This window comes from Teichococcus deserti, from assembly GCF_001982615.1.
Taxonomy (GTDB): Bacteria; Pseudomonadota; Alphaproteobacteria; order Acetobacterales; family Acetobacteraceae; genus Pseudoroseomonas; species Pseudoroseomonas deserti.
Map to the genome: position 1 here is coordinate 1 of NZ_MLCO01000012.1, position 19,397 is coordinate 19,397.

Genomic DNA, 19,397 nt, shown 5'->3' on the forward strand with positions numbered 1-19,397 from the left:
CTGACTGGACGTCAAGCCTAGCTCCGGCCGAATAACCCCAAACCTGGCATTGCCATGCGGACATTCAGCCAATGCGCTGATGGTGAGGCGTCATCGTGCTTGATCAATAAAGCGCTGGGAGCCTAACCCCGCTCCCTGCGCCTTCCGCACTTCGTTCAGCACTGCCTCATGCGTCGCCAGGATCCGCCGCAGCGTGGGTTTTTCCCTTGTCACTTGCCTCGGCGATTGCCCTTGTGCATCTCCTCAATCCCCATCGTTATCTGCTCGGCCATAGCCGTCGCGTATCTTGAGCAGAACGGCGGCTGCTCCTGGTCGGCTGCTTTACGGCGCTAACCGTCGTCAACGACGCAGCTATCCTCGCAGCGGAAACGTTGAGTTCGACGGGCTGAGTGCCTGGCCTTCTCTAGGAGGAGTCTCCCGTGACAGTCATCGTCTCTGTGAAAATCAACGACGGTGTCGTGATGGCGGCCGACAGCGCAGGCACCATGGCCAGTGGGCAGGTCTATGCCCATGCTAACAAGATCACAAACCTCTATGAGGGCCTGCCAATCGGCGCGATGTCTACCGGCGCAGGGGGCATCGGTAGTGAATCTGTGGAGACACTTCTGAAAGACCTGCGGCGGCGCTTCGCTGGGATGGACCCCGCGCACCCAGACTGGCGTTTAGACCCTACGGCCTACACGCTAGGGGAGGTTGCGCAGCGGCTGCGGGCATTCGTCTTCGAGAAGGTCCTGGCCTGCGGTGAGGACACGCCTCTACAAATACGGGTCTGCGGCTATTCTACCGGGCGTCCGCTGGCTGAGGTGTGGGAGGTCAGCTTTGCCGGAGGAGCCTGCTCGGCACCGCGCTGCATCATGGGCGAGGAGAGCTTCGGCATCTTGTGGGACGGGCAGTACGAGGCCCTGAACCGTCTGATCCTTGGAACCGGCTTTGAGATTAGAGCGGCGCTTACCCGCCACGGGGTTCCCGCGCATCAAGTTCCGACGTTGCAGGAAAACCTCGTCAAAGACCTCTACGCCACACTCTCAGTTCCAGCGATGCCTATCCAGGACGCGATCGACCTCGCACGCTTCCTCGTCGAAACAACTATCGGCTTTGTGCGCTTCGCGGTGTTCCTTCCCAAATCCGTCGGCGGCGCAGTGCAGATTGCCGTGATCACCAAGCACGAGGGCTTCCGCTGGGTCCAGCAACGGAATCTTTATCATCCATAGGAGAGTATTAGAGAATTGGTGAGAAGCTGAGAAGGACGCATATTTGCCGACAATGCGGCAAACGTCGTTCAGCCACCCAGCTGTCGCGTTTTTCGAGAGTTATCGTGCAGAAGAAGGCAGTTCCTACCGATCAAGAGCCAGCGCTTATGCTGGCGGCTGGTCGGTCAAGGAGGGGGCCAGTGACGATCGCACCGAAGCCTCCAACCAAGTTTCAGAGAAGGGCGAAGGCACCTGCACAACGGGCAGGCCCCAGGTGCGCAGACAGGCCTGCAGACCGCGACCAGGTGCATCGAGCTCGGCCTCTTCGGGAAGCAAGACAAGATGCGCTTCCTCTTGCTGGAAGAAGAGAAGCGCAGCTGCAGCATTGGGAACGATGCCTGCAACGGTAGCGTCGGCGCGACTGACACAGAGCGCGATGACTTCCGCCTCTTGGCTGTCTTCTTCCACGATCAGAACACGGCCGAGCGATGCGGTAGCCGCGTGGTCAGGCATTCCATGGCAGCCTCTGAAATTTGGCAGGCTCTATATCGGCAATGAACGTAGGCTCCTACACGAGAAACGTAGTGGCCTGGTCAGGACGGCACAGCCATGACCGAGAATTATCGTGTCCATATGCCGAGAGGCGCGAGCTTCAAACCCTGGTTGCAGCCTGGTGCGGCCGATGCGATAGAGACCGCGGGTGCAGTTCCAAGAACGGGGCGGGCAGGGCGTAGCGTTGGTCGGGCCGCCAGCGTGCATTGCCTATGCCCGGAAAGTGCCCTGATGGCCCAACACATCCACGCCCGCCCCAGCGCTCTCCGCCGGTTCCTCGAAGCGCAGTCTTCTGCAGGCCTCGTCCTGATGGCCGCCGCAGCCTTGGCATTGGTCATCGCTGATTCGCCTCTGGCTGGCTATGACGCTCTGCTGCACAGCTATGCCGGCCCTTTGTCGATCAGCCATTGGATCAATGACGGGTTGATGGCGATCTTCTTCCTGCTGGTCGGGCTGGAGATCAAACGAGAAGCCCTGAATGGGCAACTCGCAACCTGGCCGCGCCGCGCCCTACCGAGCATTGCTGCGGCCGGCGGTATGGCGCTGCCGGCACTGATCTACCTGGCCTTCAACAACGGACCGACGCTGCATGGCTGGGCTATCCCGGCCGCAACTGACATCGCCTTCGCGCTTGGCGTCATCTCTCTCCTAGGCAAGAGGGTCCAGCTTCGCTGCGGGTCTTTCTGGCAGCCCTGGCTATTATCGATGATCTTGGAGCTGTCGTCATCATCGCCCTCTTCTACACGGCAGGCTTGTCGCTGCCGGATCTCGCCGGCGCTTCTGCTGTGGTGGCTGCGCTGATCGGCCTGAACCGAATTGGGGTTCGCCGGCTTCTTCCGTATCTGCTGCTTGGGCTTGTGCTGTGGTCGCTGGTGCTGCGGTCCGGGATTCATGCCACGCTGGCAGGCGTGATCCTCGCCTTCACGAATCCTCTGCAGAAAACACCAGAGTAGGCCGACACTGCGGCGGATTGTCCACTTCATCGGCTAGAGCATACACTGCACCTGCCGGTCGGCTTCTTGATTGTCCCTGTCTCTGTCTTTGTCTTAGCCGACGCGGGCGTGCCGCTCTTAGGCTTGTCCGCTGAAGTGCTGGCGGCGCCGGTGACCCTCGGCGTCGGGCTGGGACTGCTGTTCGGCAAGGTTGCGGGTGTGTTCGGCTCTCCATGCTGGCGATCCGCTTGGGGGTGGCGGACATGCCCGCCTATGCAGGACGTCTTCAAATGCTCGGCGTGCCGCTGCTCTGCGGCATCGGCTTCACCATGAGCCTCTTCATCACCTTGCTCGCCTTTCCTGGCGATCCTCTCCTGTAGGCCGAAGCAAAGATTGGGATCCTTGCCGGATCGTTCATTTCTGGTCTGCTCGGCTACGCCTTGCTGCGCATTGCGCCGCAGGACTGGCTTGGCACGCCGTCACGGTAGAGCCGACATGAGAACCGCAAATTATCTTCCTTGCAGAACTCTCAGGCTTAGTGGGCAACCGCGGTACGCACTCCCGTCACCGCCTGATAGACGGCCGCGATAAACGTGAGGTAGGAAAACGGCCAGGCCAGTTGCTCACCGGCAATCCGCGTCTTCGGTGAGCCCATAGGGCTCCAGCCAATGACCAGGGCTGGTATGTGCTGCTCCGCCAGAATATCGCCAAGCGCCTCGGCGCCTTGGCCTCGCTCCAGGCCATCGGCGAAAACAACCGCAGAGATGCATTCGGTGCGAAGGATCAGCAAGGCTGCTTCCACACTTCGGACAGGTCCTGCGACGACTGCCCCTGCCTTCTGCAAAGATGCCAGAAGATTGTCGGAGCGGATGTTGTCCTCTTCCACAAGCAGAATGCGGCTCGTTGGCAACTGTTCCATGGGATCGCTGGGCATCGACGCAAGCTTTCAATGTGGGTGCTCAGACATGCAACACGATAATTGGAACCGGGTATGGCAGAAATCGGACCCAATTATGAACGGGTATCATCCTGCCAAGCTGACCGGTCAGATTGCCGCTAGGACCCCGCGCGTCCCATGAACGCCTATGAATTCAGCAAGGCGCTGCGCGTGATCCGCTGGTCCTTCATTGAGGCGGCCGGGCAGCTGAACCTAGCCGACAGCACCATCGGAAGATGGCCAGCGGCCATGCCAAGATGCCCGACGACATCTCCACCTGGCTGCGCGCCTACGCCTCCGAACTCGACGGCGTGCATGCCCAGCATCCGCCGCCGCGGCGCCCGGAACGGCTCGCCAGGTCATGGACGAGCCGCCGGTCGTCACGCTGCTGCCGGCAGGCGGGTGCGTCGGCGATTGGCGCGGCTGGCGGCTCGATATGCATTGCGGCTGCTGCGTCACCCAATGGTCAATCAATCGCATGATCGAGCAGCAGCGATTGCCAGCCTGGCAGCTGATCAGCGTCGCCGTCGCCCGGCTGCGCTGCCGGCAATGCGGCGAGCGGGTTCACAGCGCCACCTTTCGTGACCGGGAAGGCACCGGGGTACATGGCATCGTGCATCACCGCACAGGCATCCTGGTGCCGGTGCTCGAGGACCTGCTGCAGGGCTGACCCATTGCGCACAACTGGAGCCAGGAAAAGTTGATGCGCTACCGGCGGGCGGAGCCGGTGGACGACTTCGTCAGCTGGATGCTGGTAGCCGGCTGCGCCCAGCACGGCGCGCGCGCCCACCTGGTCTCGACCCTGTTGAAGGCGCCGAACCCACCGGCAACGCTGGGCGCGTTGGCCGGCCGGCTGCAGAGCCACTCTTGCCGCACGCAACCCAAGGGCGTGCTGCTGCGGAAGCATGACAAGGTACCGGCCAAAGGCAGCATCTAACTGCGCTACCCGGCCAGCGTGAAGCGGGCTGAGCGCGCGCCCTGGGGCATGGAGCAAACGGAATGGTGGGCGCCTATCTGGGGGCATGCAGGCGGCGGAAGCGGTAGGGTCTGCTTCCGACTCACCGGTGCGGCGCCCTATGCCTCTAAACCGCCGAAGCAATGATGAAGGAGCAGAGTCGATCAGAGGCGGAACCGCAGCATATGGACCTCTGCTTACCAAGATGCACAAGCTGGCACCTGTCGAGGGATACGGCGAGCACTGCTGATGGCCGACCTGCGCCCTGTGCACGATTTCCGAACGGTGGGCTTCTGGATGTGCTAGATTGTTTTGGTAAGCCGTGAAGCCATCGAAAACGCTTTGTACGACGGCGATGCTTTTTTGGCACCAAAGTCAGGCGGCAGCCACGCTGCTCTATAGCATCGGCGCCTTCGCTCCCAAACTGCCGAACGACGTGCCTTGCGCCCTCCGACCATACAGGATCGGAGGCTTACGACGCGTACGCGTCTCGGAGGCTATTATGCAAAGGCCCTACCCGTTTACAAGCCTGCATCCCGGATGGGACGGAAGGCTGATGCTTTTCGATGTCCTGATCGATAGCAAGGCTGTTCCCTGTTCCATCTCCAGGTCGGCCATATTAGAAATTGCCGAGCATTGCTCCGAGGTGTGCTTCAGCCTTCCGTCGTATTTCAACCGGAATCGTGGGCTGATCGAAAACATCGCCCGCAGAAAGTACGCAGAGCAAACCAGCAGGCTTCCTGGTCGCCTGCATCTCTGGGCGGACGATGTCGTGGAACCGCCGCCGGGGGGCTCACCCACCACAGCAGCTCAGATCGCTTGTGCCGATGTGCGTGGCGTCAAAGCTGTGGGAGTTCGCTTCGCCTAACCGGCAGGCGCTTCAACTTAGGCTGGCAAGGGCGTGAAGGTCATCAATAAGACGCCGATGCGTCCGCTTCATGACGGCGACCTTCCGGTACCTCCCGCGTCATCGCTTCACTTGATCTTCGAGCAGGGTAGGATCAGTTCAATGCCATCGCACATCACAGCCGCAGCCTTAGATGCCTCTTCCGAAGAACGAAGTGAGGATGACGGCATGCCGGAACACCCTTTGAAAGCGGCCGATGCCCTGAAGTGGGCGGCTGATCGGGGAAAAAGAGTTGCCGATGCTGAACCCGGCCCGGGCCTACCCGAGCTGGAAAAAGGCCGGCGCATTACCTGTGAGGAAATCCGCACTGATGCCTATTTCCTGTGGGAGGCGGACGGCTGCAAAGAAGGTATGGCTGAGACCTACTGGATCCAGGCACGTGACCGTATCAAGGCCGACCGACGCTTTCTGACGATCAGCGAGACCAGCTTCCCCACCTAGAGGCTGTTATGGACCTCCAGCCAGGTAACGATCAGGCTGGGGGGGATGACTATCCGCAAACCTTATCCATCCAACGTTTCCGACGATGAGTGGGCGCTGGTCGCGCCCTATCTGACGCTGATGCCGGAACATAGCGGCCAGCGCGAGCATCAGCTGCGCGAGGTATTCAACGGGCTGCGCTACGTCATCAAGACGGGTGCGCCGTGGCGTTGAATGCCGAACGACCTGCCGCCTTGGGCCACGGTGTAGCAGCAGGCGCAGCGCTGGCTGGCGGCGGGTGCTTCGAGGCCCTGGCCGAGGACCTCCGCCGCGTCCTGCGTGTCGCCGCGGAGCGGAAAGCGCAGCCCAGCGCAGCCATCCTCGACAGCCGAACGCTGCGCTCCTCTCCAGAAAGCGGCACCCGCGCCGGGTATGACGGGGCCAAGCGGAAGAAGGGCTCGAAGCTGCACATGGCGGTCGACACGCTGGGGCATCTGCTGGCGCTGCACGTCACGCCCGCCAGCGCCGACGATCGCACTGGCCAAGGCCGTGCAAGCCTCCACAGGAGAGAGCGTCGACCTCGCCTACGTCGATCAAGGCTTCACTGGCGCGCGCGCCGCCGCGGCGGCAAAGGCGCCCGGCATCGAGCTTGAGGTGGTGAAGCTCTCCGAAGCCAAGCGTGGCTTCGTGTTGCTGCCACGGCGTTGGGTGGTCGAGCGATCCTTCGCCTGGCCACCCGCTTCCGCCGCCTGGTCAAAGAATACGAGCGCTATGCCAGTACCCTCGCTGAACTCCACCTGATCGCTTTCGCCTGCCTCATGCTCAAGCAGGCAGCAGGACTGGCCACCGGTTCATAACAGCCTTTAGGCTATCAAGTACGATCCGGAGGCGATGCCTCGAAGTGCCGCCCGCATGGCCTTCGGTCGTGATCATAGCAGCGGTGCGGTAGGGCGAGATGCTGCTGAGAGTTGGTTTATCGAATATTTTATGGATTTCGCCTGTTGGCAGATCAGTGTGCTTGCCGAAATTTGGCAGGCACTTGAGAGTATCCCTAAGGGGCCTCTCGGTCATGTCTATGCCGACGCCCGCTGTGTGGAAGCCGTTTCCTGCGGAGGGAGCAGATCAAGTTTAAGATTGGAGCTCGATCTCGCTGACCTTCTTCTGAGACCCTTCAGAAGGGATACCGATCAGCACGACCGTGTGATGGCCGTTCTTCCCGAACGATAAGCGGGGCTTATCGTGCGGAACAGGATCTTATTTCGTGGCTGATCGGCCTTGGTGCTGCCGCTGGATCACGGCATCCGACAGGGTGGCAATGAGACGGTGGGGTCGAATGGCCACTGAACCACAGAATGGTCGCGGAGCAGCGGGTCTTCATTGTCCGCGGGCGTCAGGCTGAGAACCACCGACGGCACCATCTGCTGGTCAAGAAGAGCTGCCAGCGGGTCGGCCCGCGTGGATCGGAGAAGGCTGTTGTAGACAGCGCCGTCCAGCGTCATCGAGGTCGCCAACTCAAGTGCATGCGAAACTGTGGCAACTGGACCAACGACCTGCGCTCCTGCTTCTTCCAAAACGTCAGCCGCATGGATCGCGAGCAAGTAGCTATCCTCCGCCACCAAGATGCGACGACGGAACAGCGCAGCATGAGTTATTCCCATGCAGACCTCCTCCGTTAGCTTTGGAACCGGTCATGCCGTTTCCGTGAATTATCTAAGCAGGAGCAGGCCTTTGATGCAACACGTTTCGATATAAAAACTAAGATGCCAGCTTGTTGTCGTGGCGCCCTTCGCAGCGCCTCGGCGATCTGCTTGTCGACATTTGCCCTGCGTCCACTCACTTCAATAGCGGGCATTATCGTTCTGAAGAAGTTGTGCTGAGTGGCATCTTGCTACCTAGGGTTACATATTTCCTGCCGATGCAACCGGTGTGAAATGAGGAAGCAAGCTATGCCTGGGCCCGAAACACCTCTCCAGAAGGCGCGTCGGCGTGTCAGAGAGGGGGAAGTCCGCGTGGCAGATCAGGCGGCGATTGTCGCTCACTTGCAAACCAGCCCTTTTCTCGAAATTGCGTCGATCGCGGAGGACCTTCTGCAGCAGTACAACGAGCTTCTGCAGCAGGCTCAGGACCAGGTTGTCCGGCTGGAACGAGCAGGGAGCGCCCACCTCAGCTACCAAAAGGCGGCCGTTCCAGCCTTCCGCAAAGGCAGAGCCGCAACAGCCGGTGCGGAAGGGCGTCACTGAGAGGCACGAGCTTGTTCCCCGTCTGCCAGCCGTGTGGGGAGCATAGGCAATGCGGCAACTGGCAGGAGCTCTCGCCATGAGCGCGCCAGCCGGGAATTATCGTGCAGAGCTGCCCGCGAGGATCGCCGCTGCGGCGCCGGTTCGGCCCATGGACGCCTATGAATTTAGCAAGGCGCTGCGCGTGATCCGCTGGTCCTTCATCGAAGCGGCCGGGCAGCTGAACCTGGCGGACAGCACCATCCGGAAGATGGCCACTGGCCATAGCAAGGTGCCAGAGGATATCGCCGTCTGGCTGCGCGCCTATGCCGACGACGTGGCTGCGGCCCGGAATCGGCACCCGCCGCCGCGGCGCCCTGGCCGGCCGCTGTCATGACCTGGCGCACCCGCCCCGAAGACGAGCCGGTGACGCTGCCACCCGCCGGCGGCTGCATCGGCGATTGGCGGGGGTGGTGGATCCAGGTCACCTGCGACTGCGGACGGAAGCTGCGCCCCGTTACCGTGGTGGCCGATCAGAAGCGGCTGCCCGACTGGTTCCCACTGCCGGCGGCGGTTCACATGATGCGCTGCGTCCAATGCTATGGCCGGCCGAAGGCAGCGGAGCTGCAGCGGGGTCGGCTGGTCGGCGGGGGTGCGCCGTATATAGGCCGAAACAGCCTGCGCGTGCCGCTGCTGGACGAGCTCTTCGGCGACTGACGCCATGGCGCACAACTGGAGCCACAAGAAGGTCATGCGCTACCGGCGGGCCGAGCCGGTGGACGACTTCATTGGCTGGCTGCTGGTGGCCGGCTGCGCCCAGCACGGCGCGCGCGCCTACCTGCTTTCGACCCTGCTGAAGGTGCCGAACCCGCCGGCGACGCTGGGGGCACTGGCCGGCCGGCTGCGGTGCCGCTTCTGCCGCACGCAGCCCGAGGGCGTGCTGCTGCGCAAGCACGACAAGGCGCCGGCCGAAGACAGCATCTGGCTGCGCTACCCGGCCGGCGTGAAGCCGGCTGAGCGCGTGCCCTGCGGCATGGAGCGGTCGGAATGGTGGAGCGCCTATGTCGGCGGCCGTATGCGCCGGAGAGGGATCCTATGAGCACCGTCGACTTCTTTGCGCGCTTCGACCAGGCGCTGGCCGATATAGCCGCGCAGCGGCAGCGGGAGCGCGCCGAGCTCGACGCAGCCCTGCAGCTGGCGGAGGAAGTCCTAAGCGACATCCTGGTGGTGCTGGACGAATATGCGGTCGGTCTGACCGGGCGACTGGACGCGGTCACTGAGCACAGCGCCCACACGCGCGAGCTGAGCATCGAGGAGCAGGAGAGCCGCAGCTTCCGGAAGCTGATCTACACGCGCTCGGAGTCCGGGCAGATCGCGGCCTATCAGGTCGGCATCGCCGGTGACGAGCTGGAGCCGGATCAGCCGATCATGCCGATGAGCGATCCGCGCAGCCTGACCAAGGCCACCGTGCAGCAGCAGGTTGAAGCCTTCCTGCTGGCGGTGATCGCCGAGCGGCCCGACCTGGTGCTGAAGATAGCGACGTGATGATAAGGCAGAAGTCGCTAGAGTCAGCATCTCTCGAGCGGTAGCATTTGTCCCAAGCCTCACGACGGACGATCCGAATGCTACGCTTCATCCCGCTTGTTCTTGTCATATCGGCATTGGCAGTCCTCTCTGGACCAGCTCAAGGGCAGCCTCGACCTGCTGAGCCCATCGCCTGCTCATCAGGCTCCAATGCAGCCAGCTTCGCTTCTAAGGGCTGTTAGAGCTTGAGAGCTGTTCCCATATTCCAGGCATGACGAAGCGCAAGGACGGCCAGCTTCTCACGGATGCGGTCTGGGCGGTGTGGGAGCCGCTGATCGAGGAGGTCAGGCCTCATGGCAAGACACCGCCGAAGGATCTGCGCCGGACTGTCTCTGCCATTCTCTGGCGGCATCAGAACGGCGCCAAGTGGCGCAGCATTCCAGCCGACCTTGGACCCTGGTGGCTGGCGGCCCAGCTTTTCATCCGCTGGACCAAGGCCGGTGTTTGGGAGCGCCTGCTGGACTTGGTTCAGAAGCGTGGCGTAGCGCTCGGCATGACCTTTCTGGATGGCACCAACGTTCGCGCCCACCACAAAGCGGCAGGCGCAGAAAAAAGGGGGCCCATGGCAGAGAGCGAGATCTCCGCGAAGCGCTTGGCCGTTCTCGCGGCGGCTATGGCACCAAGGCTTGCGTAATCGCTGATGGGCGCGGACGGGCCATCGCCTTTGCTCTGGCTCCAGGTCAGGCACATGAACTGCCGCTCGCACCTGGTCTGCTTGACAGTCTCCCGGGTGTGCCGGGCTGGATCATCGGCGACCGCGGATATGCCGCCGATGCTTTTCGCGAGCGGATCTGGGCCATGGGTGCTCGGCCAGCCATTCCGCCGAAGCGAACGGATGCGCCCGTCGCTTGTCCCAGTTGGATCTACAACAACCGTTCGCGGGTGGAGAACCTCTGGGCACGGCTCAAGGAATGGCGGGCTGTCGCGACCCGCTACGAGAAGACTGCCCAATCCTTCCTCGGCGTCCTCTGCCTCGCCGCCGCCGCCGATTGGATCAAGCTCTAACAGACCTTAGTGCTGCTAGTATGCTGGCCATCCTGAGATCGAGCTGCCGGCCCGGCGACATCATCAGTTTTCCGCCCACTAATGCTCTCTTTGCCAGCGTCGCCTGTGACTTCACAAAAACCATTGTGCACGTCGGTTCAGTAATGCTCTGCGTCTACTCTGGTGGACGTGAGCACCGGTGATTGCTTCTCCGCGGGTAGAGTGATGCCCTCGGCACTCGTAGGATGGAGGCAGAACTTTCGGAGGCGATAGCCCGACATTGGCCACGCTGCGCAGGCAAATGGAGCGGCTTTGCTAAATAGAAATAGCCCGACCGGAAGAACATAAACCCCCGGTCGGGACGGACTACATCTCCATGACCATTACCATTGCAGCGAAGGCCTGCACGATCACAATCTCCATCAATCTTGCTGACTTAGCCGACTTGGCCAGGGCCATTATCTGGTTGATGATGGGCGGATAAATGTGAGAGCGCCTGGCGCAGCCTACAAGGCTGCGTCAGGCTCATCCGCTAATCAGCACCTCGCCCGCGCGCTGCGCCTTGCCGCTGATGGAATAGGTGGTCTCAGCCGTCTCGATATCGAAGCGGCCGAACACCTCGCGCACGCCGGGCGTGTCGTTCAGCGACAGCAGGAAGCGCCCCTTGATGCCGGCGAGGAGCTCGGCCAGGCGCTCGAAATCGGCGCGGTCGAAGACGCCCGGCCCATAGTCGCGCTCGCAGCCCCAGTAGGGCGGGTCGAGATAGAACAGGGTGTCGGGCCGGTCATAGCGCGCGATCAACTCGGCATAGGGCAGGCGCTCGATGACGACGCCAGCAAGGCGCTCGTGAACTTCATCGAACACGGCTGTAAGCTTGGTCACGTCGAAGCGCGCGGGCGTGGCAGGCGCCACGCTGAATTTGCGGCCGCTGATCTTGCCGCCGAAGGCGGTGCGCTGCAGGTAGAGGAAGCGCGCGGCGCGCTCAAGGTCGGTGAGGGTGTCCGCATTCGCGGCCAGCAGGCGCTCGAACTCGGCGCGGCTGGTCAGCTGCCAGCGCAGCATGTCCATCAGCGCGACATAGTGGCGCTGCAGGACGCGAAAGGGGTTAGCCACATTGGTGTTGATGTGTTGACCGCCTCCGCGCGGGCGCGGAAATGCCGGCTCAGAAAGACGCTGCCATGCTAACGGAACGCTCGGTTAGTTATATTGGCACCCATGCCGTCTTCGCGTAGGTGGCATCAGACTCAATCGCAAAGTCGATCACAGCGCCTTCATCGAGGCAGAACGATACGAGCTTATAGCTGGAAGCTATATTTTTACTATTAGAGAGATCTTCGAGAAAAGCGAAGAGATCGCGGAGGAAAAAGCAAGGCTGACGATGCCCTTTGGCAGCACGACGAAAATGAGCCTGGGTCAAGTGAAGGTTTCTTTCCTGAGAGGGCCAGATTGCACCAACAGCTACACCTCTAATAGCAATATCGTTAGTTTAATGGTAGTATGAGTTGCGACTTCAAACAATCGGCACGGCGGGCGCGGGTAGCTTGCCGAACTCGCCGGCGATGATGCCGGCCAGCTTGTCGTCGGTGCCGCTGACGCGGCGGACATGTGGCGCGAACTCGTCGCGGATGGCCTTCACGCCCTCGGCGATGGCGGCGGCCTTCAGCGCCTCGCGCTCGAGGCCGATGGGCAGGTGGCCGAAAGCGTCGTTCATGCGGCCGGCGACGCGGCTGGCGGCGCCGACCAGCTTGGCCAGCGAGCTGTCGCGCGCCTCGCGGCGCAGCTTCGCGGCCCACAGGCCGAGGCCGGCGGCGCCCTGGCTCAGCAGGATGGTGACGGCGAGGTTGATCAGCAGAGCGGACATGGTCGGTCCTTTCAGGACGCCAGGCGCATGGCCTGGAAGGGAAGGGAGGCCAGCCGACGCGCCCAGCCGAGGCCGAAGGTGGGCCAGGTGGACAGCGCGGCCATCAGGACGATGCGGCGGGCCTGGAACTCGATGGCGACGGCGGTGACCCGGTCGGGGTCTCCGTCGCCCACAGCGCGGCGCAGGGCAGCCAGCGTGGCCGGCCCGATCAGCCCATCAGCCGGGGTGCCGATGCTGGCCTGCAGCAGCTTCACGGCCGCCGCGACGCCGTTGTTGACCGCGCTGTCGAAGACCAGCAGGGCGAGGGCCAGCGGCAGCTCGTCACCCTGGACGCGGTCCCAGTAGAGCCGGCGGTAGATGGCGCGGGCGTCGGCCAGGGTCAGCGCCGCGATATCGAGGGTCGGGAAGCTGGCGGCCGAGATGCCGAACTTGGTGCCACGCAGCAGGCCCTTGTCGGCCTTGCCGCCGGTCCAGTTGCCCGGATCGGCACGGTTCAGGGTGAAGCCGCCTTCATGGCCGATCAGCAGCTCGAAGGCGCGAAGGAAGAGGTCACGGCTTGGCCTTCTTCAGGGCGGGCACCAGGTGCCCGAGGAGGGGCTCGATGGCGTCGGGGCCGATGCGCGCCAGCAGGGCGATGCAGAGGGTGGCGCCGCCGGCGGAGAGGCCGGCCCACTGCGCCAGCGCGAGTGCCAGATCAGGCCCATGGCGAAGGCGTTAGGCACCTCCCAGAGTTCAGAAGATCTTTCGCAGTGGCAGGTTCAGCGGGCCGCGTGCAGCGGCCGGATGGCGCTGCGGGTGTGACAACGGCGGCAACGACCGTTTGCGGTTGAAACAGGCATTGAATGCCCCGCCCCGCCTCAGGGTGGGCACTGGGGCGGCCTCCTCTCTTCCGCTCTTCGTACGCCTACTATTGCGTCTCCACCGATCAGCAGGGCCGCAGCAGCCTCGGGCTCGAGGCTTAGAAGGCGGCAGTGACCAGTTTCATGGCCAGCCAAGTCGCCGGCCGGCTGATCGCCGAATACGAGGAGGTGGAGAGCGGCAAGAGGAACGACCGGCCCGAGCTGGCCGCTGCCGCCCGCTCCGGCCGCGCCGCGCCGCGCCGCGCCGCGCAGACAGCGCGCGCGGCCTCCTACGCCAACACCGTGCTGCCCTACATCGAGGCGGCGCAGCGTGCCGGTGCCTCCAGCATCCGGCTTGTCGCCGAGGCCCTGACCGCCCGCGGCATCCGCCCGCCCTCCGGGGGCGAGGTCTGGCATGCCACCCAGGTGCGGCGCATTCTCCAGAGTAGGGAAGCCTCCGATGGCACCCCGCAAGCCGGCCGCTGAAGCGGCCACCCCGCCGGCCACAAATTACCCGGTCATCCGCGAAGGCGCTGGTGGCCCTGGCCGAGGAATACGCGACCGGCGCGGCCGAGAAGAACCGGCTGGAGAAGCGGCTGAAGGTGATCAAGCCGGTGCTCGAGGCGGCCATGGGCGGCGCGCCGATGGCCACGGCCGGCAAGCGCATCCTAACGCAGGGCGAGGTGGCCGCCGTGCCGAGCGTGCCGGCGAAGACCATTACGGCCAAGATGGTCGGCGACGTCATCCCGGGGAAGAACGGCCGGGCCGGCTACACCACCCTCGAGGCGCGCTGACCATCGGCAAGCTGCGCGACCCCTACTACGCCTCGGCGGAGTGGCGGGCGCTGCGCCGGGCGGCGCTGGAGCGTGATGGCCATCGCTGCACCGCTCGGGCCGTGGTGGTCGACCGCATCGTGTCCCGCCGGCGGGCCGGCGGCGACCGCCTGGCTATCCTCCGGAGCCTCTGCCGACCCCATGACAACCGGGTCAAGGAGGACCGGGGCGGAGCCCGCAGGAACGGCGGCCTGCTGAGAGCTTGAACCTAGGGACCAAGAGGAGGCTCTACTAGCAGCTAACCAGTTCATCCTCGGTGCACCCGTTTGGGCCACACCGCAGAATCAGCTTTTTGCCATTCTTGCAGGCGGTCTCCATGCAAACGGCCCCTGTCGGTAAGGTTGAGCAATCCGCCAATCCCATGACTCTCCGCGGCACTCCATAAATCTCCGTTAGCTCGCGAAGATGCGGCTTCTGCTCGAGAAGCTTTTTGAAATCTTCCTTATCCATTAATGGTTTCCTTTGCTGATCATTATCTTAAGGTGATGTTCTGCAATGCACGCGCTACTGATTGCCCAATGATCGTGGCATCGTGGAGTGCTACAGCCCTAGGATCTAAAGCAGCAGGTACACCGCGCTCGTCTGAATTGACGACCTCCGCAAGCGTCAGAGAGACGTACTGGGTTGAAGTCCTAGCTGCGGCGAGGAGATCACCATTCTGGTTCGCTGATAAGCGAATTAGATCCCAAGATGGAGTTGCACTTCCGCCGTAAGTAACAACGAAAGTCGCTTCATAATTGAAGGCGCTGAACGGAAAACGCTCGTCGGACACTGAGCTTCCAGGTATGGTTCCCGGTACAGCAGCTATCAAAGTCTTACTCAAAATGAATTGGCCAATGTGTAGGTTGCTGTTAATTCCCACACCTCCTTCCGCCACGCAGTTTGTGTTAACCGGCTCCTGAAGCAGGTCGCGAAAGCTATAGGAAAACGAAACGAGTTCTTTCCTGGTCGCCTCTGTCTCAAGGTTGACACCCAGGCCAAAGGAGAAAGCCTCTCTAGGATTAAATGGCGTGATGAAAGTCACGCCTGGCTTGAAAGAGCTCTTTTCATTGACCGTTAGCTCCAGAGTGACTTTTGCTCCCCAGTTCCTGAGCCAATCGACGCTCTTGCCAGTTGCTCCAGCATCCTTCGAAAAATGATCTAGAGCGTTCCTGACGCCTTCACGGATCTCACACTTGATGTGGTTGATGATGCGGTTCTCTTCAATGCCTTGTTCTCTTTCATCGGAAGAGAACATCTGCATTTTGGGTGTGACAACTCCGCAACCAACAAGAGACGCTGGCAGGAAAGCTGCGAGCATCAATCTCGAGAACTTCGTCACCGCCTTCTCCCACTCCCTGCGCGACGAGAATGATAGTTCATAACGTAATGTCAACGTAAACCGCTGAGGGAAGGCGGTTGATTTGGATAAGTCCTGACTTCTGCAAGACGCTCTTGAAGGCTCGCGCAAGTCAGGCATTACCATCGTCATTATCGGAACCACAGATGCCCGACATCGCCGCCCGCACCACTCGCTTCTCGGGAAAGGTGCTGGAAGCTTACGCGAGGCACATGCTGCCGGAAGGCCTGACCGTCCGTGCAAGCACGGACGCCGCACCGATCGAGGAGATGACGGCCGCCATGGACGGCGAGACCTGGTTCACCAGCAGCGAGGCGAAGGCCGCTGGCCCAGTCGACAGCATCAAGGACGTGGAGCCTGCCTCCGGCCCCGAGAACAAGGGCGGCGCGGGCCTGAAGGCCGCCGCCGGAGATCGAGCGCCGCCGGCGCCTGGCACGCTGGGCCTCGGCCGCCTGATCCCGCCCTGCCACCCCTGACGCGCGGGGTTCGCCGCGGCACCTCAGGCCGCCTCCGGGCGGCCTTTCTCGTTCCTGGAGAGCTACATGCGGACCAAAGAGCTGCGCGCGAAGCGGGCCAAGCTGATCACCGACGCCCAGGCTCTGATCGACAAGGAGGGCGAGACCCCCGAGGAGATCATCCGCTTCGACGCCATGATGGCCGAGGCGGATGGCCTCAAGGCGCAGATCGATTGCCTCGAGAACGCCCTCCAGCTGCAGGCCGAGCCGGCCGAGCAGACCCTCGAGACGGCTGATCGCCAAGGCATCTCGGCCGACCAGGCGGAAGACAACCGCTAGGCGGAGCGGCGCCTGCTGGTCGCCTGGCTGGCCAATGGCGTGGCCGGCCTGGAGGGCGACGACGCGAAGAAGGTCCGCGCCCGGCTGAGCGCCGTCGAGGGCGTCCGCAACGCGGCCGGCACCGGCAGCGGACCCGCCGGCGGCTACACCATCGCGCCCGACTTTAAGCGCGAGCTGCTGGTCGCCATGAAGGCGCAGGACGGCATGCGCGAGGCCGCCCGCGTCATCAGCATCCGCACCGGCGTCGAGCTACCCTGGCCGGACCGACGACACCGCGGCGGTCGCGATCATCATCAGCGAGAACAGCCAGCTGCCGGATGGCGAGGGCATGACCTTCGGCAGCCGTATGCTGAAGAGCTTCACCTACTCGACGCTGCCGATCCGCATCTCGCTGCAGCTGCTGCAGGACAGTGCCTTCGACTTCGACGCGCTCATCCGCGACGCCTGCGCCGGCTGCTTCCAGCGCGGCACCGATGCCCATTTCACCAAGGGCAATGGCACGACCCAGCCGGAGGGCCCGATCCTGGGCACACCGGTCGGCCGCACCGCCGCCGGCCAGACCACCAGCGTGACCTGGGACGACCTGACCGAGCTGGAGCACAGCGCCGATCCGGCCTACCGCATCGGCGCCCGCTACATGTTCCACGACAGCGTCCTGAATACGCTGAAGAAGCTGAAGGACGGGCAGGGCCGGCCGCTGTGGTCGCCGGGTGTCGCGGTCGGCGCGCCCGACACCATCAACGGCTATGGCTACTCCATCAACCAGGACATGCCGGTGATGGCGGCCGGCGCGAAGTCCATCGCCTTCGGCAACTTCAAGAACTACGTCGTCCGCGACGTGCTGAACCTGCAGATGGTGCGGCTGGGCAGCTCCCTTTGCACGCGGACCAAAGCAGTGGGGGTTTCACCCTCCCCCCCCATAGGGGGACCGATGACATTCGAGCTGATCGCTGGCCCCGGGTTCGACATCGAGGAGCCGCATTGGGAGGCCCTGATCCCAGCCCGAACCGCTGGCGAGCACGTCAGGCTGCGCGACATAGCTACAAACTGCTCAGATATCGCTGGATGGGTGTTTCAGACCGTTAAACGGACGTTTGGGTTTGAAACACCCCCTCCGGTTAGCAGCTGGTGGCCTTTACGTTTCGTCAAACCACCGTTTGGAAACGTAAAGGCTCACTATCCCATAGTCCCCGGTGAGCATGGCCCACAGACCGCCTCTCAAGGCGCCGGACGGCGCTGGCGTCCCGGAGGGGGGTGGAGAGGCGGCGACCTAATGTCGAATAGCTTTTATTCGGAGCGCGCCATCATTTTGTGCCGACTTTGGGCCACAGCAACTTCCTTTCGCAGCATGCGGCGATCTTCTGCGGGCAGGCCGTCAATGGTCCTGTTCAGCAGAGGGAACATGTCGTCGCTTCTCACGCCGCCTGCGGCGACAAGAGCCTCAATCTCTCGAACTAAATCGTCTATCACGGCTCTCGCAGCGATCGCTGACTTGGCCATAACGCCATCCTTGATTTTCCTCTGGAGTAAGAAAAACACTTTAGGTAGGCGGGTTCCACTCCAAATTCTCGGCGCGGCTCATCCACAGCCTATGGGCCTCGAAGCGTATGAGAGGCTGAGCGCCTGCAGGAAGTCCGGCAATAGCATCGTCCAGCAATTGCGACGCCGCGTCCGGATGGACGTCACCCTGAAGAATCAGGCTTGTCACGGCATCGACCATGGCATCGGCAACGTCTTGCATCAGGCTTGAATGGCTAAAGTCGGGCTGGGAGAACACAGACAACTCCGGGCTCGAAAACGGCTAAGGGCGCGCACCTGACACCGTGCGAGGAACCAGGTCTAGACACGCCGTCGCGAGCGGAACCTTGGCCATCACATGTTAATTGATTGCAGATCCTCTTGGCCTCTGCTGGGGCTTTGTCGTTTCAGGAGTTCTGGTGCTTGGCAATCCCTTCGAACAGTCTCCCGCTTAGTGAGCCTACGCACCCAGGTGCTCAAGCCGCGGGTGATCAAAGTCGCCTCCACCATCGTCCCCATTGCCGAGGTCGCAGGCCAAGGCGCTTGCCCCTGCCCGCCGGTGACCGCGGCTCATCCAGCTGTGGCGGCCTGGCCCCCCACCCCCCCTTTCGGGTCCTTCCTGGAGGGGGTGGGCCCGCGGGGTATTTCCCACCCTGAACCGACCCTAGCTGAAGGGTGCAAAATCTTGTCCGCAGTGTCCGCACCCTTGTCCGCAGGCATCCCCATCCGGAGGTTTGCCTTGCCTCAAAAGCTGCGACGGCAGCTGGCCCAGCGCCGTATAAGTGTCGAATATCTCGACACTTTGCCGGACGGAACGATGGGCACTGCGCTGGTTCACAGCGGCTGGCGCAAGACCACTGGCGTGCGGACAAAGGTGCGGACAAGGGTGCGGACACACCGCAGTGTCCGCACCCTTGTCCGCACTGCGCGCGCGCCGGTGTCCGCACCCGCAACGCTCCTCGAAGAGGGGGAGGAGCAGCCGCATGGCGGGACACTGCGGCGCCAGCAGTGCGCAAGAGGGTCCAAGGGGCGGCGATGACGAAAGCCGCATCGCGGCAGTGTTCCGGCATGCGGATGGCACCTGCCAGGCACGGGACTGCGGCAGGCGCTCTGCGGCAGCTGCTACTCGACCAAGACGGCGCGGGAGCGGCGACGATGCCACGCCAGCAGCAGCCCGTAGGAGCCCGCTGGCGGCTCCGGGCTGGCGGCGGCCGTGCCCCCCGCTGCTGCCTTGCCCACCCACCTCCTGGCGCCGCCTGACGGCCGCGCGCCGCAGCGGGAGGAGGGGGGGAGTCCGATCCCTGCCGGCGTGGGGGACCTCCCACCGCTGAGGGGGCACATTTGCAGATTAAATCCCCGGCTTTGATTTCCGCCGCTTAAGGTTTTGATTTATTCCTCTGTAAGTTCAGAGAGATAGAGCGCATAGAAAGGTGGAAAATCAAAGAGTGAAATCATAGCTCTGGAGGGGCAGAGCGAGCCGCCGTCTCGGCAGCTAGCTGCTCAGCCTTCTACAATCTTTTGAGGGGAAACGTGGCT

At 62.9% G+C, this 19,397-nt stretch carries 22 protein-coding genes and 4 pseudogenes; 18 read left to right on the forward strand and 8 right to left on the reverse strand.

The window, feature by feature from the left end; genetic code table 11:
• Nucleotides 1–419 precede the first annotated feature (419 nt).
• Complete coding sequence (locus BKE38_RS01780; protein ID WP_076955662.1) at nt 420–1,211, forward strand: Ntn hydrolase family protein; 792 nt, start codon at nt 420–422, stop codon at nt 1,209–1,211.
• Between the two features lie 144 nt (nt 1,212–1,355).
• Here BKE38_RS01780 and BKE38_RS31225 read toward each other — a convergent pair whose 3' ends face one another.
• A complete protein-coding gene (locus BKE38_RS31225) occupies nt 1,356–1,703 on the reverse strand; it encodes a response regulator (RefSeq protein ID WP_131829458.1) in 348 nt (115 codons plus the stop codon).
• 348 nt (nt 1,704–2,051) lie between these two features.
• On the opposite strand from BKE38_RS31225, the pseudogene nhaA reads away from it, so the two are divergent.
• Nucleotides 2,052–3,054: pseudogene (nhaA, locus tag BKE38_RS01790) on the forward strand (Na+/H+ antiporter NhaA).
• 155 nt (nt 3,055–3,209) lie between these two features.
• Here the strand turns inward: nhaA and BKE38_RS31230 are convergent.
• On the reverse strand, nt 3,210–3,608 hold the full coding sequence (locus BKE38_RS31230; protein ID WP_131829459.1) for a response regulator: 399 nt from the start codon (nt 3,606–3,608) through the stop codon (nt 3,210–3,212).
• 364 nt (nt 3,609–3,972) lie between these two features.
• Between BKE38_RS31230 and BKE38_RS01800 the strand changes: the two genes are divergently transcribed.
• The 5 genes and pseudogenes from BKE38_RS01800 (at nt 3,973) to BKE38_RS01825 (ending at nt 6,750) form a co-directional block, all read left to right on the forward strand.
• Nucleotides 3,973–4,281, forward strand: coding sequence for a hypothetical protein (locus tag BKE38_RS01800; RefSeq protein ID WP_076955665.1), 309 nt, complete (start codon nt 3,973–3,975; stop codon nt 4,279–4,281).
• A gap of 33 nt (nt 4,282–4,314) precedes the next feature.
• Nucleotides 4,315–4,548, forward strand: coding sequence for a hypothetical protein (locus BKE38_RS01805; RefSeq protein ID WP_076955666.1), 234 nt, complete (start codon nt 4,315–4,317; stop codon nt 4,546–4,548).
• A 574-nt stretch (nt 4,549–5,122) separates the two neighbouring features.
• Nucleotides 5,123–5,434, forward strand: coding sequence for a DUF1488 family protein (locus BKE38_RS31720; RefSeq protein ID WP_076955667.1), 312 nt, complete (start codon nt 5,123–5,125; stop codon nt 5,432–5,434).
• A 33-nt stretch (nt 5,435–5,467) separates the two neighbouring features.
• A complete protein-coding gene (locus BKE38_RS32750) occupies nt 5,468–5,914 on the forward strand; it encodes a DUF2934 domain-containing protein (RefSeq protein ID WP_207553460.1) in 447 nt (148 codons plus the stop codon).
• 45 nt (nt 5,915–5,959) lie between these two features.
• Nucleotides 5,960–6,750 (forward strand): annotated as a pseudogene (locus BKE38_RS01825) (IS5 family transposase).
• Between the two features lie 435 nt (nt 6,751–7,185).
• Here the strand turns inward: BKE38_RS01825 and BKE38_RS01830 are convergent.
• Nucleotides 7,186–7,491, reverse strand: coding sequence for a response regulator (locus BKE38_RS01830; RefSeq protein ID WP_131829461.1), 306 nt, complete (start codon nt 7,489–7,491; stop codon nt 7,186–7,188).
• Between the two features lie 411 nt (nt 7,492–7,902).
• Here BKE38_RS01830 and BKE38_RS31235 point away from each other — a divergent pair, with 411 nt between their 5' ends.
• From BKE38_RS31235 to BKE38_RS30315, 6 genes are all read left to right on the forward strand, one after another.
• Entirely contained in the window at nt 7,903–8,133 is a 231-nt protein-coding gene (locus BKE38_RS31235) for a hypothetical protein (protein ID WP_131829462.1), read from the forward strand.
• Nucleotides 8,134–8,209: 76 nt separating this feature from the next.
• Nucleotides 8,210–8,506, forward strand: a complete 297-nt coding sequence (locus tag BKE38_RS01835; protein WP_131829463.1) for a hypothetical protein — start codon at nt 8,210–8,212, stop codon at nt 8,504–8,506.
• Nucleotides 8,503–8,826, forward strand: a complete 324-nt coding sequence (locus BKE38_RS01840; protein ID WP_076955671.1) for a hypothetical protein — start codon at nt 8,503–8,505, stop codon at nt 8,824–8,826. Before BKE38_RS01835 ends, BKE38_RS01840 begins: the two co-directional genes overlap by 4 nt.
• A 4-nt stretch (nt 8,827–8,830) precedes the next feature.
• Entirely contained in the window at nt 8,831–9,208 is a 378-nt protein-coding gene (locus BKE38_RS01845; protein WP_076955672.1) for a hypothetical protein, read from the forward strand.
• The gene (locus BKE38_RS01850) at nt 9,205–9,654 is read left to right on the forward strand and encodes a hypothetical protein (RefSeq protein WP_076955673.1); all 450 of its coding nucleotides are present in this window, start codon (nt 9,205–9,207) and stop codon (nt 9,652–9,654) included. Before BKE38_RS01845 ends, BKE38_RS01850 begins: the two co-directional genes overlap by 4 nt.
• Before the next feature lie 250 nt (nt 9,655–9,904).
• Nucleotides 9,905–10,698 (forward strand): IS5 family transposase gene (locus tag BKE38_RS30315; protein ID WP_106409108.1). Its coding sequence is split into 2 segments (ribosomal slippage): nt 9,905–10,241 and nt 10,241–10,698, totalling 795 coding nucleotides; the frame shifts between segments, so codons are not numbered across the junction.
• 504 nt (nt 10,699–11,202) lie between these two features.
• Here the strand turns inward: BKE38_RS30315 and BKE38_RS01865 are convergent.
• From BKE38_RS01865 to BKE38_RS33080, 4 genes and pseudogenes are all read right to left on the reverse strand, one after another.
• On the reverse strand, nt 11,203–11,790 hold the full coding sequence (locus BKE38_RS01865) for a DNA adenine methylase (RefSeq protein WP_076955675.1): 588 nt from the start codon (nt 11,788–11,790) through the stop codon (nt 11,203–11,205).
• A gap of 397 nt (nt 11,791–12,187) precedes the next feature.
• Nucleotides 12,188–12,538 carry a hypothetical protein gene (locus tag BKE38_RS01870; RefSeq protein WP_076955676.1) on the reverse strand — a complete coding sequence of 117 codons (351 nt, stop codon included), beginning with the start codon at nt 12,536–12,538 and terminating at the stop codon, nt 12,188–12,190.
• An 11-nt stretch (nt 12,539–12,549) separates the two neighbouring features.
• Entirely contained in the window at nt 12,550–12,792 is a 243-nt protein-coding gene (locus BKE38_RS33075) for a putative peptidoglycan-binding domain-containing protein (protein WP_242662132.1), read from the reverse strand.
• A 24-nt stretch (nt 12,793–12,816) separates the two neighbouring features.
• A pseudogene (locus BKE38_RS33080) lies at nt 12,817–13,065 on the reverse strand (glycosyl hydrolase 108 family protein); the annotation flags it as partial.
• 444 nt (nt 13,066–13,509) lie between these two features.
• On the opposite strand from BKE38_RS33080, the gene BKE38_RS01880 reads away from it, so the two are divergent.
• Together BKE38_RS01880 and BKE38_RS01885 are read left to right on the forward strand one after the other, a co-directional pair.
• The gene (locus BKE38_RS01880) at nt 13,510–13,863 is read left to right on the forward strand and encodes a hypothetical protein (protein ID WP_207553461.1); all 354 of its coding nucleotides are present in this window, start codon (nt 13,510–13,512) and stop codon (nt 13,861–13,863) included.
• 50 nt (nt 13,864–13,913) lie between these two features.
• Nucleotides 13,914–14,171, forward strand: coding sequence for a hypothetical protein (locus BKE38_RS01885; protein ID WP_076955679.1), 258 nt, complete (start codon nt 13,914–13,916; stop codon nt 14,169–14,171).
• A 511-nt stretch (nt 14,172–14,682) separates the two neighbouring features.
• Here BKE38_RS01885 and BKE38_RS31240 read toward each other — a convergent pair.
• Nucleotides 14,683–15,531 carry a hypothetical protein gene (locus tag BKE38_RS31240; protein WP_131829464.1) on the reverse strand — a complete coding sequence of 283 codons (849 nt, stop codon included), beginning with the start codon at nt 15,529–15,531 and terminating at the stop codon, nt 14,683–14,685.
• 164 nt (nt 15,532–15,695) lie between these two features.
• Here BKE38_RS31240 and BKE38_RS01890 point away from each other — a divergent pair, with 164 nt between their 5' ends.
• The 3 genes and pseudogenes from BKE38_RS01890 to BKE38_RS01905 all read left to right on the forward strand — a co-directional run bounded on the left by BKE38_RS01890 (nt 15,696) and on the right by BKE38_RS01905 (nt 18,093).
• Nucleotides 15,696–16,025, forward strand: coding sequence for a Clp protease/crotonase-like domain-containing protein (locus tag BKE38_RS01890; RefSeq protein ID WP_131829465.1), 330 nt, complete (start codon nt 15,696–15,698; stop codon nt 16,023–16,025).
• Between the two features lie 66 nt (nt 16,026–16,091).
• On the forward strand, nt 16,092–16,343 hold the full coding sequence (locus BKE38_RS01895; RefSeq protein WP_076955681.1) for a hypothetical protein: 252 nt from the start codon (nt 16,092–16,094) through the stop codon (nt 16,341–16,343).
• A 39-nt stretch (nt 16,344–16,382) separates the two neighbouring features.
• A pseudogene (locus BKE38_RS01905) lies at nt 16,383–18,093 on the forward strand (phage major capsid protein).
• Nucleotides 18,094–19,397: the final 1,304 nt, after the last annotated feature.

Bases quoted from the DNA above. Each gene is read 5' to 3' on its own strand.
- BKE38_RS01850 (WP_076955673.1), top strand. From the start codon at position 9,205: ATGAGCACCGTCGACTTCTTTGCGCGCTTCGACCAGGCGCTGGCCGAT.
- BKE38_RS01805 (WP_076955666.1), top strand. From the start codon at position 4,315: ATGCGCTACCGGCGGGCGGAGCCGGTGGACGACTTCGTCAGCTGGATG.
- BKE38_RS31225 (WP_131829458.1), bottom strand. From the start codon at position 1,703: ATGCCTGACCACGCGGCTACCGCATCGCTCGGCCGTGTTCTGATCGTG.
- BKE38_RS01890 (WP_131829465.1), top strand. From the start codon at position 15,696: ATGCCCGACATCGCCGCCCGCACCACTCGCTTCTCGGGAAAGGTGCTG.
- BKE38_RS01800 (WP_076955665.1), top strand. From the start codon at position 3,973: ATGGACGAGCCGCCGGTCGTCACGCTGCTGCCGGCAGGCGGGTGCGTC.
- BKE38_RS01895 (WP_076955681.1), top strand. From the start codon at position 16,092: ATGCGGACCAAAGAGCTGCGCGCGAAGCGGGCCAAGCTGATCACCGAC.
- BKE38_RS01840 (WP_076955671.1), top strand. From the start codon at position 8,503: ATGACCTGGCGCACCCGCCCCGAAGACGAGCCGGTGACGCTGCCACCC.
- BKE38_RS01835 (WP_131829463.1), top strand. From the start codon at position 8,210: ATGAGCGCGCCAGCCGGGAATTATCGTGCAGAGCTGCCCGCGAGGATC.
- BKE38_RS01870 (WP_076955676.1), bottom strand. From the start codon at position 12,538: ATGTCCGCTCTGCTGATCAACCTCGCCGTCACCATCCTGCTGAGCCAG.
- BKE38_RS01845 (WP_076955672.1), top strand. From the start codon at position 8,831: ATGGCGCACAACTGGAGCCACAAGAAGGTCATGCGCTACCGGCGGGCC.
- BKE38_RS31230 (WP_131829459.1), bottom strand. From the start codon at position 3,608: ATGCCCAGCGATCCCATGGAACAGTTGCCAACGAGCCGCATTCTGCTT.
- BKE38_RS31720 (WP_076955667.1), top strand. From the start codon at position 5,123: ATGCTTTTCGATGTCCTGATCGATAGCAAGGCTGTTCCCTGTTCCATC.